Source organism: Halorubellus litoreus (assembly GCF_055378595.1).
In genome coordinates, this window is sequence record NZ_AP043836.1 from 2,057,967 (window position 1) to 2,072,280 (window position 14,314).

General features: G+C 70.1%; 16 protein-coding genes and 1 tRNA gene. 8 read left to right on the forward strand and 9 right to left on the reverse strand.

Going from position 1 to position 14,314, the window contains the following annotated elements; genetic code table 11:
• Positions 1–5: 5 nt before the first annotated feature.
• The 6 genes from ACZ48X_RS14410 to ACZ48X_RS14435 form a co-directional block, all read right to left on the reverse strand.
• The gene (locus ACZ48X_RS14410) at positions 6–770 is read right to left on the reverse strand and encodes an SOS response-associated peptidase (RefSeq protein WP_336349046.1); all 765 of its coding nucleotides are present in this window, start codon (positions 768–770) and stop codon (positions 6–8) included.
• Positions 771–842: 72 nt separating this feature from the next.
• Positions 843–2,279, reverse strand: coding sequence for a PAS domain-containing sensor histidine kinase (locus ACZ48X_RS14415; protein WP_336349045.1), 1,437 nt, complete (start codon positions 2,277–2,279; stop codon positions 843–845).
• An 85-nt stretch (positions 2,280–2,364) separates the two neighbouring features.
• Entirely contained in the window at positions 2,365–3,783 is a 1,419-nt protein-coding gene (locus tag ACZ48X_RS14420; RefSeq protein WP_336349044.1) for a LamG-like jellyroll fold domain-containing protein, read from the reverse strand.
• A gap of 460 nt (positions 3,784–4,243) precedes the next feature.
• Positions 4,244–4,325 (reverse strand) — tRNA-Ser (locus tag ACZ48X_RS14425).
• Positions 4,326–4,418: 93 nt separating this feature from the next.
• Positions 4,419–4,619 (reverse strand): hypothetical protein, encoded by a 201-nt coding sequence (locus tag ACZ48X_RS14430; RefSeq protein WP_336349661.1) that lies wholly within the window; start codon positions 4,617–4,619, stop codon positions 4,419–4,421.
• On the reverse strand, positions 4,619–4,996 hold the full coding sequence (locus ACZ48X_RS14435; protein ID WP_336349043.1) for a Rid family detoxifying hydrolase: 378 nt from the start codon (positions 4,994–4,996) through the stop codon (positions 4,619–4,621). The genes ACZ48X_RS14430 and ACZ48X_RS14435 overlap by 1 nt, the downstream gene beginning before the upstream one ends.
• A 118-nt stretch (positions 4,997–5,114) precedes the next feature.
• On the opposite strand from ACZ48X_RS14435, the gene ACZ48X_RS14440 reads away from it, so the two are divergent.
• From ACZ48X_RS14440 to ACZ48X_RS14450, 3 genes are all read left to right on the forward strand, one after another.
• On the forward strand, positions 5,115–6,062 hold the full coding sequence (locus ACZ48X_RS14440) for a hypothetical protein (protein WP_336349042.1): 948 nt from the start codon (positions 5,115–5,117) through the stop codon (positions 6,060–6,062).
• Positions 6,063–6,097: 35 nt separating this feature from the next.
• Positions 6,098–6,316 carry a hypothetical protein gene (locus tag ACZ48X_RS14445; protein ID WP_336349041.1) on the forward strand — a complete coding sequence of 73 codons (219 nt, stop codon included), beginning with the start codon at positions 6,098–6,100 and terminating at the stop codon, positions 6,314–6,316.
• Between the two features lie 80 nt (positions 6,317–6,396).
• Positions 6,397–7,332 carry an ABC transporter substrate-binding protein gene (locus ACZ48X_RS14450; RefSeq protein ID WP_336349040.1) on the forward strand — a complete coding sequence of 312 codons (936 nt, stop codon included), beginning with the start codon at positions 6,397–6,399 and terminating at the stop codon, positions 7,330–7,332.
• A gap of 29 nt (positions 7,333–7,361) precedes the next feature.
• Here the strand turns inward: ACZ48X_RS14450 and ACZ48X_RS14455 are convergent, their stop codons facing one another.
• The 3 genes from ACZ48X_RS14455 to ubaA all read right to left on the reverse strand — a co-directional run bounded on the left by ACZ48X_RS14455 (position 7,362) and on the right by ubaA (position 9,801).
• Positions 7,362–8,210 (reverse strand): DUF4097 family beta strand repeat-containing protein, encoded by an 849-nt coding sequence (locus ACZ48X_RS14455; RefSeq protein ID WP_336349039.1) that lies wholly within the window; start codon positions 8,208–8,210, stop codon positions 7,362–7,364.
• Between the two features lie 99 nt (positions 8,211–8,309).
• A complete protein-coding gene (locus ACZ48X_RS14460; RefSeq protein WP_336349038.1) occupies positions 8,310–8,903 on the reverse strand; it encodes a methyltransferase family protein in 594 nt (197 codons plus the stop codon).
• Positions 8,904–8,985: 82 nt separating this feature from the next.
• On the reverse strand, positions 8,986–9,801 hold the full coding sequence (ubaA, locus tag ACZ48X_RS14465) for an SAMP-activating enzyme E1 (protein ID WP_336349037.1): 816 nt from the start codon (positions 9,799–9,801) through the stop codon (positions 8,986–8,988).
• A gap of 170 nt (positions 9,802–9,971) precedes the next feature.
• On the opposite strand from ubaA, the gene ACZ48X_RS14470 reads away from it, so the two are divergent.
• The 5 genes from ACZ48X_RS14470 (at position 9,972) to arsN2 (ending at position 14,237) form a co-directional block, all read left to right on the forward strand.
• Positions 9,972–10,148: an HVO_0416 family zinc finger protein gene (locus tag ACZ48X_RS14470; protein ID WP_336349036.1), complete on the forward strand. Its 177-nt coding sequence runs from the start codon at positions 9,972–9,974 to the stop codon at positions 10,146–10,148.
• A gap of 184 nt (positions 10,149–10,332) precedes the next feature.
• On the forward strand, positions 10,333–10,491 hold the full coding sequence (locus tag ACZ48X_RS14475) for a DUF7563 family protein (protein WP_418934290.1): 159 nt from the start codon (positions 10,333–10,335) through the stop codon (positions 10,489–10,491).
• Between the two features lie 135 nt (positions 10,492–10,626).
• On the forward strand, positions 10,627–12,483 hold the full coding sequence (locus ACZ48X_RS14480; RefSeq protein ID WP_336349035.1) for an ATP-dependent helicase: 1,857 nt from the start codon (positions 10,627–10,629) through the stop codon (positions 12,481–12,483).
• 7 nt (positions 12,484–12,490) lie between these two features.
• Positions 12,491–13,663, forward strand: a complete 1,173-nt coding sequence (locus ACZ48X_RS14485; protein ID WP_336349034.1) for a M24 family metallopeptidase — start codon at positions 12,491–12,493, stop codon at positions 13,661–13,663.
• A gap of 130 nt (positions 13,664–13,793) precedes the next feature.
• A complete protein-coding gene (gene arsN2 / locus ACZ48X_RS14490) occupies positions 13,794–14,237 on the forward strand; it encodes an arsenic resistance N-acetyltransferase ArsN2 (protein WP_336349033.1) in 444 nt (147 codons plus the stop codon).
• The last annotated feature ends 77 nt before the right edge of the window (positions 14,238–14,314 follow it).

Below are 14,314 nucleotides of genomic sequence, written 5' to 3' on the forward strand. Positions count from 1 at the left end.
CGCGCTCAGACGTCGACCGGGTCGAGCAACCCGGGGGACTCGTTACCTGGGTCGTTCACCGCAGTCGACACCGGGTACGCGCGCATCCCGCCACGGTACGGGTCGAGCAGCGACGCAGCCTCGTCGGGGTCGCCGCGGAGCCACGTCGCCTCGTCCTCGCGGTCGAGGACGACCGCCATCCGGTGATGGAGGTCCGCGACGACGTCGTTCGGGTCCGTCGTCAGAACCGTGAACGACTCGACGCGCCGGCGTCGGTCGTCGTCGTCGCCGTCGGCGCCGAACGCGGCGAGACTGGACTGCGCGACCTCGCCCTCCCAGACCTCGTAGAGGCCGGCCATCGCGAACACGGACTCGTCGTCGAGCGTGACGCGATACGGTTGCTTCCCGCCGCCGCGCTCGGTCCACTCGTAGAACCCGTCCGCGGGCACGAGACACCGCTGGCGCGCGAACGCGTCGCGGAACGAGCGCTTCTCGCGAACCGTCTCCGACCGCGCGTTGATGGGGCGATTCGCGTCGTCGGGCTCGTCGACCCACGACGGCACCAGCCCCCACTCGGCGAACGCGAGCTCGCGACCAGCATCCTCCGGCACCGCCGCGTCCGGAGAGTCGCCGGATGCGTGCTCGTCGTCGACGTCGACGCCCGTCCGGACGACGGGGAGGGACTGTCGCGGCGCCGCGTTGTACCGCGGCTCGTAGCGTTCCGGGACGTGCACGCCGAAGCGCTCCGCGAGGTCCCCGGCCTCGACCGTCAGCGTGTATCGACCACACATACCTCGGCGTAGGAACGGCGAGCGCTTATGCGCACCGTCGGCGACGGTCGCTGGACCGCCCTCCCGGAGCCCTCACGCACCGCGGTCGTCCTCGTCCGCGAGCGGTAATCGAACGACGACGGTCGTCCCCTCGGCGCCGGTGTCGACCGCGACCGTCCCGCCCTCGTCCTCGACGAGCCAGTTCACGAGCCAGAGCCCGAGGCCGTCGCTGTGACTCAGTGGCGTCTCCGCGGTCGCGTCGAACACCTCGCGCTCGTGCTTCGGGATGCCCGGGCCGTCGTCGTGCACCTCCACGACCGCCCACGGGCCGCCGTCCCCGGGGTGCTCCTCGCGCGCGACGACGTCGACGCGCTGCGTGTCGCCCTCGTTGTGCTCGGCCGCGTTCTCCATCACGTTCTCGAACACGAACGGGATGCGGTCGCTCACCGACACCCACAACGCGTCCGGCGCGAACAGCGAGAACGCCGCATCGTACGTCTCCTCGAGCCCGTCGACCGTCCGCCGGAGGTGCGCGCCGAGGTCGAACGGTTTCTTCGTCACGTCCGTCTCGAACGCGCGCTCCAGCTCGCGAGCGCGCTCCCCGAGCGCCACCAGGTCGTGCGCCGCTTCGACGATCTCGTCGACCGCCGAGAGGTGATCCGGGAGCGTCTCCGCGTACCCCGCGACGATGTTCGCGGTCGTCCGGATGTCGTGCCGGAGCACGCGATTCAGGACCGACAACTGTTCGGCCTGCCGGCGGAGCTCGCGCTCCCGGCGCTCGCGACCGGAGACGTCCCGCCCGACGCCACAGAACCCGATGACGTCCCCGTCGGCGTCCGTGAGTCGCGTGCCCGTCAACTCGTAGGGTGCGGCGTCACCGGCCGCGGTCTCCAGGTCCACCTCGACCGTCGCCGCTCCCGTCTCCAGGATGACCGCGATGGCGCGCGCGATGCGCTCCCGGTCCGCGTTCACCACGAAGTCCGGCGCCGGCCGCCCCTCGAGTTCCGCGTCCGACAGCCCCGTGACGTCCGCGAGCGCCGAATTCCAGTACCGACACCGCCCCGTCTCGTCGAACACGTAGAACGCGTCCATCATCGAGTCCAGTGCCTGCTCGAAGAACTCCTCGGCCTTCCCGAGCGCGCGCCGCGACCCCGCGTACTCGACCGCACGATGCACGCGATGCGCGAGCACGTCACCCGCGTCGGCGCGCGTGACGTCCACGACCTCGTCGGCGCCAGCGGCGAGCGCGTCCGCGACCGCGCCATCGCCACCGTGCGTGACGACGACCACCGGCACGCGGTCGGCGACCTCGTCGACCGCGTCGACGAACCCCGCCAGGGACGCTGTCGGCGGGTCCGAGCCGACGACGACGCAGTCGACGACGCCGACCGCGGCCGCCGTCACCACCGCGTCCACGTCCGCGACCGCGTTCACGTCGAACGCGGGAAGGAGCCCGGAGACGTCCACGCCGACGGCGCAGACGCTCGCGCCACCGGTCGCTCCATCGTCCGACGCGAACTCGCGGAACACGACACGTACCTCGACCTACGACGTAAAAAGCGCTTCCGGCGGGACAGTTCTCGATACGCGGTCGGTCACAGGGTACGGACCCCGGTCAGGGCGACGCCGGCCCGCGGGACGGCGCGGTCGTGCGGTGGAGTCGCTCGACGTCCTCGTGGTCGAGCGCGGCGTCGTAGAACCGGACGTCAGCGAGCTGCCCCTCGAAGTCGGGCGTGTGCACGCCCTGGTCGCGGTCGACGTAGTGATAGCCGACCGCCGCACCGATCGCGTCGAGCGCGACCGGATACCGGTCCGCGGTCTCGCCGACGAGCTCGCCGTCGACGTAGAGGCACGCGGTCTCGCCGTCGACGACGTACGCGACGTGCTGCCAGGCGTCCACGGTCAGGGTGCTCGCGGGCACGCTCACCTCCGCGCGCGACCGGTCGGCGTCGCGGTCGTACAGCCGCCCGAGGAGTTGCTCGCGACGCAGCGCGAGCGTGAGTTCGTCCCACTTCGCGACGACCTGCCACGTCGAGAGCGACCCCGTCGGCCGCAGCCAGCACGCGACCGTCGCCGCACCCGCCGCGCCGAACGCCGGCGTCCGCAGCCGCCCGCCGTCGACCGCGTAGCCCGCGCCGAGCAGCGACTCGCTCGCCGGCTCGCCCTCGCCCAGGTCCGCCGGCGCGGTCGCGGCCGCAGCGCGCTCACCGAGCACCGGCCCCGAGCCGTCCACACCCGCGAACGACGACGCCTCCGGGAGTTCGCGGACGTCCTCGGTCCGGTCGGTCGCCCTCGACGCGCACGCGTCCACGCAGTCGTCCGCCCACGCAAGCGCTTCCTCGGTCTCGTTCCGCAGAACCGCGTGCGGCCGGCCGTCGTCGTACACGACCAGTTGCGCGACCCGATGCGTCCCGAGATCGCTCACGAACAACGCGAACTCCGGAACCGCCGCAGTCGCGACCGACGCGTCACCATCCACCACCATCCCATGCAGCCACCCCGAGTACGACGCCGCGAGCGCATCGAACAACGCCTCCGAGCACACCAACTCGACCGCCGTCTCGCCCTCCACCGCCTGCGCGTACAACACCTCCAGGTGCTCCACGCTCGACACGTCCGGAACTATCGCCCGAACCGACGACGCCCGCTCGAACGCCGCCCGAACCCCCGCACGCACGTCGAACCCCGCCACGTCCCCGACGAGCGCACGATCCGCCTCTCGAAGGAAATCCACCGACAACGGCGCCTCCTTCCACAACGGCTCCAACGCCGCCGCCGACCGCTCCAACGCCGTCGCCGACCGCTCGCACTCGTGCACGATACCGAGCGCCAACACCCCCGTCACCGTCGTCTCGAACTCCCCATTCAACCGCCGAATCAACCCCTTCGACGCCAACTCCTTCGTCGCCCGATCCACCGTCGACCGCGACGACCCCACCCGCTCCACCAGCATCCGCTTATCGAACGGCCCATCACGCAACAAATCCAGCACGTCAGCCCGCCGCTTCGCCACCTCCAATACCGACTCAGGCATCTATCACACGAACCCACCACGTGTACGCTGATAGACCTATCGGCCCCCAGACCACCAGACTGCGATACCGCCGACCAGTCTCCCCAACCATCACCACACGACCACTCCCCCACCTCGAACAGCGCCAACCACACGAACCCACCCGTCGCTATCGCTCGTCGTCGTTGTCGCCTCCAGAAACGCCAGGACAGGGATTCGAACCACGGTCGCAGCAAGCTGCTCCCTGATTCAAATCCTGTTTCCGCTTCTTCACCGAACGACTCGCTCGTCGCTATCGCTCCTCGCTCGTTGTTGCGGTGAAGAAGCGCCAGGACAGGGATTCGAACCGATACGAGACGGTCGCCCTCGCTCCGCTCGGGCGCTGCGACTCGTAGGGTTCAAACCCTGCGTCCGGCGATTCACCGCCGACAGCGTTCACTCGACGCTACGCGTCTCGTTCACTGTTGTCGGCGGTAGAATACGCCAGGACAGGGATTTGAACCCTGAATCCCGAAAGGGAACACGCTTTCCAGGCGTGCGCCTTACCGTTCGGCCATCCTGGCTCCGTTCGACGATACCGGACTCGGTAATTTAAGGGCTTTGTTTCCGCTTCGGGCGGTTAGCGAGCGCGGCGTCGGGGGACGCGGCGACGCAATTCAGGGCGTGTTCTGGAAGAGCCTGCGCTCGCCGACGTACGCGACGGCGGTCGTGACGATGCCGACGACGACCGCCACTCCTATCGCGGGGAGGAGGCCGATGCCGGTGTTCCCGAGGAGGACGTACCCCTGGTGGAGGACGAGGAACGACATCGCGCCGACGGCGCCCCAGAGGAGTGCGGACTTCGCGGCCGCGTCCATCACTCGGACGCGATGACCTCGATCTCGACGCCGACGCCCTTCGGGAGCGCGCCCGCCTGGACCGCCGAGCGCGCCGGCGGGTTGTCGACGAAGTACTCCTTGTACGCGGCGTTCATCTCCTCGAAGTCGTCGATGTCCGCGAGGAACACGGTCGCCTTCAGGACGTCCTCCATCGTGAGGCCCTCCTCCTCGAGGATGCCCTGGACGTTCTCCAGGCTCTGCCGGGTCTGCGTGGTGATGTCCTCGTCGTCGAGGAGTTCGCCGTCGGGCGTCATCGGTATCTGGCCGGCGGTGAACACGAGGTCGCCGTTCGTCGTCGCCTGACTGTACGCGCCGACCGCTTCGGGTGCGTCGTCCGTGCTGATGATGCGCTTCATGCGCGAGACCACTCCCGGATGCCTCTTAAAGACTGGCGGGTCGGCGTCGGCCCCAGGGCGGCTTCCGGCCGCCGTCGGTTCCCGCCCGTTTTTGGCTCCGTGGGGCGGACGCGTGGGCATGGACCGACGTCGTGCGTTCGCGGCAGGCGCGTTCGCGGTCGCGACTGGCGGGGCACTCGCAGCGCACGCCAGCCGTCGGCTCTCGCGTGCTCGCGTCGACGACGTTCCCTTGGCTCGCGTCCGCTCGCGCGGTCGCGTCGGCGCGGACTTCCACGAGCGGTCGGGGCTCGCGGGCGACCGCGTCGTCGGCGAGATGGACGACCTGGACGCGTTCGCTCGCGAGGACTTCGAGACGTCGCGGGTCGCGCCCGCGGTGCGGCGGTTCTACGAGCGGACGAGCGAGTACCGGATGACCGTCAGCGCCGGGTGGCATCGGCCGTTCAGGGCGGGCGCGGCGCTCGCGGCCCCGGTCACGAGCGCGCTCGAACAGCTGAACCTCCCCGGTCCCTGCGAGCGCGGTCGCGTCCGCGTCGTCGAGAACGACCTGTACGCGCTCGACGCGGACGCCGCCACGAGCGCGACTGGCGGCGCGGCGGACGTGGTCGACCCGCGCGAGGACGCGCGGTTCTGGGTGCGGACGGACGTCGACACCGGCGAGGCGGTGTTCGTCGCCGTCTACGGGTCGCACGTGCACGACGACCGGCGGTACGTGAACATCGCCGTGCCACTCCCCGGTGGGACGCTCTCGACGGTGCTCGAACCGCGAGCGCTCGCGCTCGCCGAGGGCGACGACGTCGGCGTCGACCTGACGACGCGCGCACCCGGCCACCCCGGCCTGTTCTGGTCGACCGCGACCGCCGACTACCGGCTCCCGGCCCACCAGCGCTTCCGCGTCTGGCCCGCCGACGCCACACCTGCCGACGACGCGACGCCCGCCGACGACGCGACGCCCGCGGACGACGCGACAGCACCGAGCGTCGACCGCTCGAGTGCGGTCGTCGCGACCCACGAGATGTGGCTGTTCGGCCGCAAGTTCCTCACCGTCCGGTACGGCGCCGAGAGATGAGGAGACTCATAGGCTCGTGCTCGCTACCTGGAGGTATGTCCCAGTCGTCGACGGACGCGCCCGACGGCTCTGGTCGGTCTCCGCTCTCTCGGGTGCGTGCCGCGAAGGCCGAGCGCGCCGACGAGCGCCTGCTCACCGGGCCGAAGCTCATCCTCTTCGGTATCCACGTCAGCCTCGTCGGCGCCGTCCTCCCGGAGTTCTGGCCGCTCGTCGTCGCCGGCCTCGCGGTCAGCGTCCTCGGATTGACGCGCTGACGCCAGCCCGTGCGGCGGTCGACGCCGGTGCCGACTCGCGAACGCGTGGCGTTTTGTGACCCCGCTCCCAACCTGCGGGCATGAACGTCGTGTCGCTGCTGCCGTCGGCGACGGAGATCCTGTACGCCGTCGGCGTGGAACCGGTCGGCGTCAGTCACGAGTGCGACTACCCGCCCGAGGCCGAGCGCCTGCCGGCGGTGAACTACGCGAACGTCGACCCGGAGGCCGACAGCGCGGAGATCAACGCGCAGGTCGCCGAGGCGGAATCGTCGGGCGAGGGCGTGTACGGTATCCGCGTGGACGTGCTGGACGAACTCGACCCCGACGTCGTCGTCACGCAGGGTATCTGTGACGTGTGCGCGGTCGATTCGGTGCTCGTCGAGGACGCGGTCGAGCGCATCGACGCGAACCCCGAGGTGGTGACGACGGACCCGCATCGCCTCGAGGACGTCGTCGGTGACGTCGAGCGCGTCGGCGCCGCGGTCGGCCGCGAGGACGAGGCGCGCGAGGTCGCCGCGGACCTCCGCGAGCGCGTCGACGCCGTCCGCGAGCGCGTCGACGCCGTCCGCGAGGCGACCGGCGCGGAGCGTCCACGAGTTGCCATCTTCGACTGGCTCGACCCCGTGATGGTCGCGGGGCACTGGATGCCGGACGTCGTCGACGCCGCCGGCGGCGAGTACGGGATGGTCGACCCCGGCGAGTCGGCGCGCCCCCGCGAGTTCGCCGAGGTCCGCGAGTACGACCCCGAGGTTGCCATCGCGGCACCCTGCGGGTTCGGCCTCGACCAGACCGCACGCGACCTGGACGCGCTCACCGGCCACGACGGCTGGGAGTCGCTCTCGGCGGTCCAGTCGGGGCGGACGTGGGCGCTCGACGGCCATCACTACGCGAACCGGCCCGGTCCCCGTATCGTCGACACGGTCGAGCACGTCGCCGCGATGCTGTGGCCGGACGCGTTCGACGCCCCACCGCGGGAGGCGGCGCGGCCGCTCGCGGAACTGCACGCTGAAGCCTGAACCGATAGAAACCGAGCGAGACGGCGGCGTCAGTACGCTTCGAGGCGGACGTCGCCGTTCCCGGTGTTGGCGTCGATGCGGTGACCGCCGTCGCCGATGCGGCCCCGGACGTGCCGGCGCTCGTCGACGTCCGCGTCGACGGTGACGTCGACGACGCTGACGCGACCGTTCCCGGTCGACAGGTCGACGCGCGCGGCGAGCGCCGGGCCGACCCTGACCGTGACGTCGCCGTTCCCGGAGCTGATATCGGCGTCGCGGTCGAGCGCGGCGAGTTCCACGGTGACGTCGCCGTTCCCGGTGGTCGCGCTCGCGACGCCGCGGGTCGCGGTCGCGGTGACGTCGCCGTTCGACGACTCCAGGGTGACGACGCCGTCGACGCTCGACGCCGCGACGTCGCCGTTCCGGGAGGACGCGTGGACGTCGCCGGCGACGCCGGAGACGTGGACGCGGCCGTTCGCGGTCTCGACGCGGTCGACGCGGACGCCGGCGGGGACGCGAACCTCGACGTCGTGACGGACGCGCCCGCCGAGGAATCCGTCGCGTTCCGCTCGCGCGTGGACGACGTACCGGTCGTTCTCGACGGCGGTCTCGACGGGCGCGCTCTCGAGGGGGTTCCCGAGGCCGTTCGACGCGACGGTCGACCGCACCTTCACGCGGTCGAGGCTGTCGTCCGCGAGCACGCGAACGTCACCGTTCTCGGCGATGACGCGAAGCAAGCGGTCCTCGGGGACGACGTACAGCGCGGACTTCGAGCCGTTCGAGATGCCGCCGCTCGTCGAGATGCAGCCGGCGAGCGCCGTCGCGGCGACGGCGGCCGTGCCCGCGAGGAAGTGGCGACGGTCGATGGAACTGGAGGTGTGAGATGTACGGGGAGTCATGCGTGGGAATACGCGCGCCGAGGAGATAATATCGTACTGACACTCGCGAGCACGGGTCGGTCCGGGCGGTCGCGACAGGTGTTCGCGATGGCGGCGCGGTCAGTCCCGGAGCGTGGCGACGGCGCGCGTGACCGAGCGGAGGCCGACGAAGCGGGGGACGCGCTCGCGGTACGCGAGGTACGCCTCGCCGTAGGTCTCGCGGAGCCACGGCTCCTCGACGACGGCCTGGAGGCCCATGAACGCCGCTGCCCCGGCGGTCAGGGCGGCGACGAGCGTCGAGTTCGACAGCACGGCGAGCGACGCGAAGAAGACGAGGTACGCGAGGTTCTGCGGGTTCCGCGAGTACCGGTAGAGGCCGTCGGTCCGCAACTCGTCGACCTGGCCCTTCGTCGCGTCTCCACCGAGGTCCTTCCCGGACTTGAGGAGGAGCGCGACGCCGGCGACGAGGAGGACCGCGCCGGGGCCGTACAGAGCGAGTCCTGACACCGGGAGCCACGTGCCGCCCCAGTCGAGCGCGGTCGTCGCGAGGAACCCGAGGAGGAAGGTTCGCGAGAACGTCACGTAGACTTTGAACTTGCGGTCGTCGTCGCCGGACGGCCAGAGTCTGACGTCCGAGACGAACGTCACCACCATCATCGCGAACAGTGCGACGACGCACGCGCCAGCGACCGCGAACGCGACGAGTTCGACCATCGCTTCCGGACACAAACTGTTAGAATTTAAAACCTCTGGTGGTTTGGGTGGGAGGTCGCCGGGAACCCCCCCGGAGACGCGTTTACTCGGGGACCGCGCACGTCTCCTGGTAGGTCTGGCTCGCGACGCTCTCGACGGGGTCGTCGCCGCAGACCGGGCACTCGGGGTTGGCGCGGTAGGGGACCTCGTCGGTGGTGAGGTCGGCGGCGTCGTACGTGAACATCCGCCCGACGAGGGGGTCGCCGATGCCGGTGACGAGTTTGACGGCTTCGGTCGCCTGCACGGCGCCGATGGTGCCGGGGAGGACGCCGAGGACGCCCGTCGTCGCGCAGTCGGGGACCGTTCCGGGCTCGGGCGGTTCGGGGAACAGGCACCGATAGCACGGTGCACCGCCGGCCGCGATGGTCGTCGCCTGTCCCTCGAACTTGTAGATGGCGCCGTGACAGAGCGGCGTGTCCGCGAGGACGCACGCATCGTTCAGGAGGTATCGCGTCGCGAAGTTGTCGCTCGCGTCCACCACGACGTCGTACTCGGCGACGAGTCCGGGGGCGTCGTCGCGGTCGACCCTGGTCTCGTGGGTCTCGACGGCGACGTCCGGGTTGAGGGCTTCGACGAACTCGCGGGCGCTGTCGACCTTCGGGCGGCCGACGTCGGCGTCCGCGTGGATCACCTGCCGCTGGAGGTTCGAGCGCTCCACGACGTCGTCGTCCGCGACCCCGAGCCGGCCGACCCCGGCGGCGGCGAGGTACTGGAGGACGGGCGCGCCGAGGCCGCCCGCGCCGACGACGAGGACGCTCGCGTCGAGCAGCGCCGCCTGCCCGTCGGGCCCGACCTCGTCCATGATGACGTGCCGGGAGTACCGGTCGAGCTGGGTCGCGTCCAGGTTCAGGTCGCTCACGGCCGGACGTAGCGCGTCGAGGAACTTACGTCCGTGGATACGACGCCGTCGAGCGCGGCCGAGACGGTGACTGCGGGTGGTTTCGGGATGGTTACCGCGTCCCTGCCGGTTCGTATCGCGAACTGTCGTAGGAGCATACTTTATATGCCTGCCATGCGTTACCGTGTCATATGGCGTCCGCACCCGATACCGGTGACGACGTGTTCGACCAATTCCTCGAGAACCGCGGTCACGAGACGGAACCGGTAGGGTGGGAGCGAAACTACAACAAACTCCAGTGCCCGGAGTGCATGGCGCTCCACGACGACGGCGCTGCCGCGTGCACCGTCTGCGACTGGGAGCCCTGACTGAGCAGGCCACAGAGTGGTAAAACCTGATTTTCACACTCTTCCGGAAAGTGTAACAAACAGTGCGAAGTCCACCGCAGTCACTCGATTCCACTGGTGGTGGCCGGTGGCTATTGCGCCAGCCTACCACGAGCGGCGGTACCATTAATACAGATTATTCCCCTACAGGAAGATGGAGTTCCAAATGCCGGAATGTCAAAACTGCGGGTCCTTCGTCACGGATGCATACGCCCGGGTGTTCACACCTCGGGGCGTCGAGAACCCCCGAGTATGCCCGGACTGCAAGGACAAGATCCGCGACGGTAGCGACGTGCGCGAAGCCCGCTCTCCGCGCAACAACTAGCATCGTCCAGGGAACGCCCCGTATCGCTCGTCGACCGCCTCCGGGACCTTCTCCTCGTCCGGCATCTAGCGACGCGTTGACCCCGCCCCGCCGAACCCACGGTCCTTATGAACGTTCGGGCCCAGTGTGGGTACAATGACCGACTCGGACGCGACACTCACCCGTCTGTTCGGTGGTCCCGGCAGCGGGAAGACGACCGCCCTCCTCGACAAGGTCGAAGGCATCCTCGAAGACGACGACGTCGAGTTCCGCGACATCCTCGTCGTCTCCTACACGCGAGCGGCCGCCGCCGAGATCCGCGAACGCCTCGCCGAGCGCCTCGACGAGAACCCGCGGGCGCTCCAGGGGAACGTCTGCACGATGCACGCGAAGGCGTACGACCTCCTGAACCTCTCCCGCGGTGACGTCGTCGGCGAGGACGACAAGGAGGAGTTCTGTGACGACTTCGGCCTCGAGTTCGAGGACGAGTACGGCGGTGCCGGCCGGCGGACCGCGCGGTCGACGACTATCGGGAACAAGATCATCGCGACGAGCCAGTGGCTGCAGCGAACGAACCGCGACGTGGCGGACTGGTACGACGTCCCCTTCCAGTGGAACGAGGAGGAGGTCCGCCTTCCGCCCGAGATCGACCCGAACGCGCAGGAGGGCAACAAGTACACGCCGACGTGGCCGAGCGACGACGACCGCATCGACGTCCCCGACGCCATCCGCGGCTGGCGGTCGTACAAGGGCGAGAACGGCGTCATCGGGTTCGCTGACATGCTCGAACGCGTCAAGCAGCGGTCGCTGCTCCCGAACGTCGAGTACCTCGTCATCGACGAGTTCCAGGACATCACGAAGCTCCAGCACGAGGTGTACGAGGAGTGGAAACCGCACATGACGGGCATCCTCATCGCGGGCGACGACGACCAGGTCGTGTACGCGTGGCAGGGCGCGGACCCCGACCTCTTGCTGGAAGCGGACCCGGACGAGGACGTCATCCTCCCGAACTCGTATCGGCTGCCGTCGAACGTCCTGAACGTCGTGAACCGCGAGATTCGACACATCTCGAAGCGCCAGGACAAGGACCTGAAACCGCGGAAGGAGGGTGGTGTCGTGGAGGCGGTGCAGCGACCGTCGATGCTCGACCTCGTCCGGAACGTCCGCCGCACCGTCGACGAGACGATGGACGACGACGACCCCGAGACGGTGATGCTGTTGTTCCGCGCTCGCTACCAGATGTTCCAGTTCATCGACGAGTTCATCACGGAGGGGATTCCGTTCAAGTGCCTCACGGACCAGCGGATGTGGACGGACCGCCTGGACGATTACGTGACGGCGGTCGAGCGAGTGGACGAGGACGAGGCCGTCAACGGACTGCAGGCGCGTCGGCTCGCCGACATGCTCGCGGATTCGGCGTTCGGGACGAACGAGCGCGACGACCTCTTCGATACGGTCGACGAGATGGAGGAGGAGGCGGGCGTCGAGGACCTCACGGACCTCGAGATCCCCGCCGACGTCATCGGCGACCACGTGCCGTTCATGCCGGGGCCGGCGTCGGCGTCGGACATGGTGCGGAAGGTGACGTCGTTCCAGAAGAAGACGATGAAGGCGTACTTCGCGAGCCCGGACTACCACGGACTGCCCCGCGATACGGTCCGCCTGGGGACGATTCACTCGGCGAAGGGTCGCGAGGCCGATCACGTGTTCGTGGGGACGGACCTGACGGAGAAGGTCGTCGAGCAGATGGCGGCGACCGCGGACCCCGACGAGGTCCCGGGTGGGCGCGAGTTCACGAAGACGACGAGTCCGGTTCCGATGTTGACGGACAACGAACGCCGCGTGTTCTACGTCGGGATGTCGCGTGCTCGCGAACGCCTCGTGCTCCTGGAGAACCTCGTCGATGGGGCGCCGACGCTCCCCATCGACGTGCTCCTGAACAACGAGCCGACGGGCACGGACCTCGAGGACCTCATCGCGCAGGCCAAGGAGCCGATGGAGGCCGCGGACTAGGCGAGAGATGGGTGGGGACGCAGGCAGCCCACAGCTCGCGGTCGAGTACGCGCCGGTTCGCGAGGCGCTCGCGGACCGCGAGGCGACGGCGTTCGTGCACGTTGGGACGAGCGACGACGCTATCCTGCGGTATCTGGCGCGGGCGAGCGGTCTCGACGGCGAGCTGGGGATGTGCGTGACGCCCGAGCAGGCGATGTTGTTCGCGCCGGACTCACCGGACGGGGCGCGGGAGGCGTTCCCGGGTGACCGCGTGCTGCCTGGTGGTGGCGACGTTCCGACGGGCGAGCGCGTGGCGGTCGCCCTGGAGGACCTCGGTCGGGAGGGCTCGGTGCTCGCGCCGCGGTCGATACCGCACGACGCGGCGCTGTACCTGGAGGGCCGCGGGTTCGAGGTGGCGTCGACGTCGGTCGTCGAGGACGCGCGCGTCGCGAAGACGGACGCGGAGCGTCTTCGGGTGCGGAGCGTGCAGATGGCGGCGGACGCCGCGGTCGAGCGCGCTCGCGCGGTCCTGCGCGAGAGCGAACGCCACGGCGGTGGCGACGGTCACGGCCATGGGCACGCTGGCGACGAGGCGGAGGTCGAGCCGGCGGACGACCACCTCGCGTTCGAGGGGATGGCGTTGACGACGGAGCGGTTGCGCCGCGAGGTCGCGACCGAGCTCGCGGGTGCGGGCGTCGACCCGGGCGTGGTCGCGGTCGGCGCGGGCGTGGATGCGACGCCGCGGTCGGACGCGGCACTTCGTCCGGGCGAACCGGTCGTCGTCGCGCTCGCGCCGCGGGACCGCGACGGCTACCACGGGCGCGTGGTGCGGACGCTCGTCGTCGACGGCGACGGCGGGTGGACGCGGCGCGCGCAACTCGCCGCGGACGGTGCGGTGGACGCGGCGCTCGCTGAACTCGAACCGAGCGTGGACCTAGCCGCGGTCGAACGCGAGGGTGCCGCGGAGGTGTCGGCGTACGGGTTCGACGACCCCGCGAGCACGTTCGATGCGCACGGCGTCGGCCTCGCCCGCCGCGAACGCCCCCTCGACGGCGACGAGACGGTGCGCGAGGGCGCGGTCGTCGCGCTGGACGCGACAGTCTCGGGGCCGGACGGCGTCGTTCGCGTCGCGGACCTGGCGGTCGTCACCGACGACGGCGCCGAAGGCCTCGGCACCGCGTCCCGGTCGCTCTCGCCGTAACTCGACTGTTCACCGTGACTCGACTGCGCACCCTGACCGGCTTCGATTCCGTCTGACTCGCTCGGGCTCGTTCTCGAACGCGGTCTCTCGCTGGGAAGCGCTTACGAGCCTCGTCGTCGAACGTCGACCCATGAGCGAGCGCGCTGTCGAGCTGGAACGCGCGACCGGTGAGCAACTCGCCGACGTCGAGGCGCTCCTCGTGGGGAACGACCTTCCAGCGGCGGACGTCCGCGAGGGCCCCGGCGAGTTCTTCGTCGCGTTCGACGACGGTGAGGCGGTCGGCATCGGCGGGCTCGAGGTGGCTGGTGACGTGGCGCTCCTCCGGTCGGTCGTCGTCCGCGAGGCGGCCCGCGGCCAGGGCTACGGAACGGCGGTCTGCGACGCCCTGGAACGCGAAGCCCGCAACCGGGGAGTCGACGCGCTCTACCTCCTGACGACGACCGCCGCGGGGTTCTTCGCGGACCGCGGGTACGACCGCGTCGACCGCGACACCGCACCCGCCGCGCTGCGGGATACCGCCGAGTTCGCCGACCTCTGTCCGGCGTCGGCGACGTGCATGCGCAAGCACCTGTAGCCACCGTGCCGGAGCCGCCATCGGACTGTCAGACCCGGCTTCGCTGGCGGGTCCGCGGGCCTCCGCACCTGGTAGCG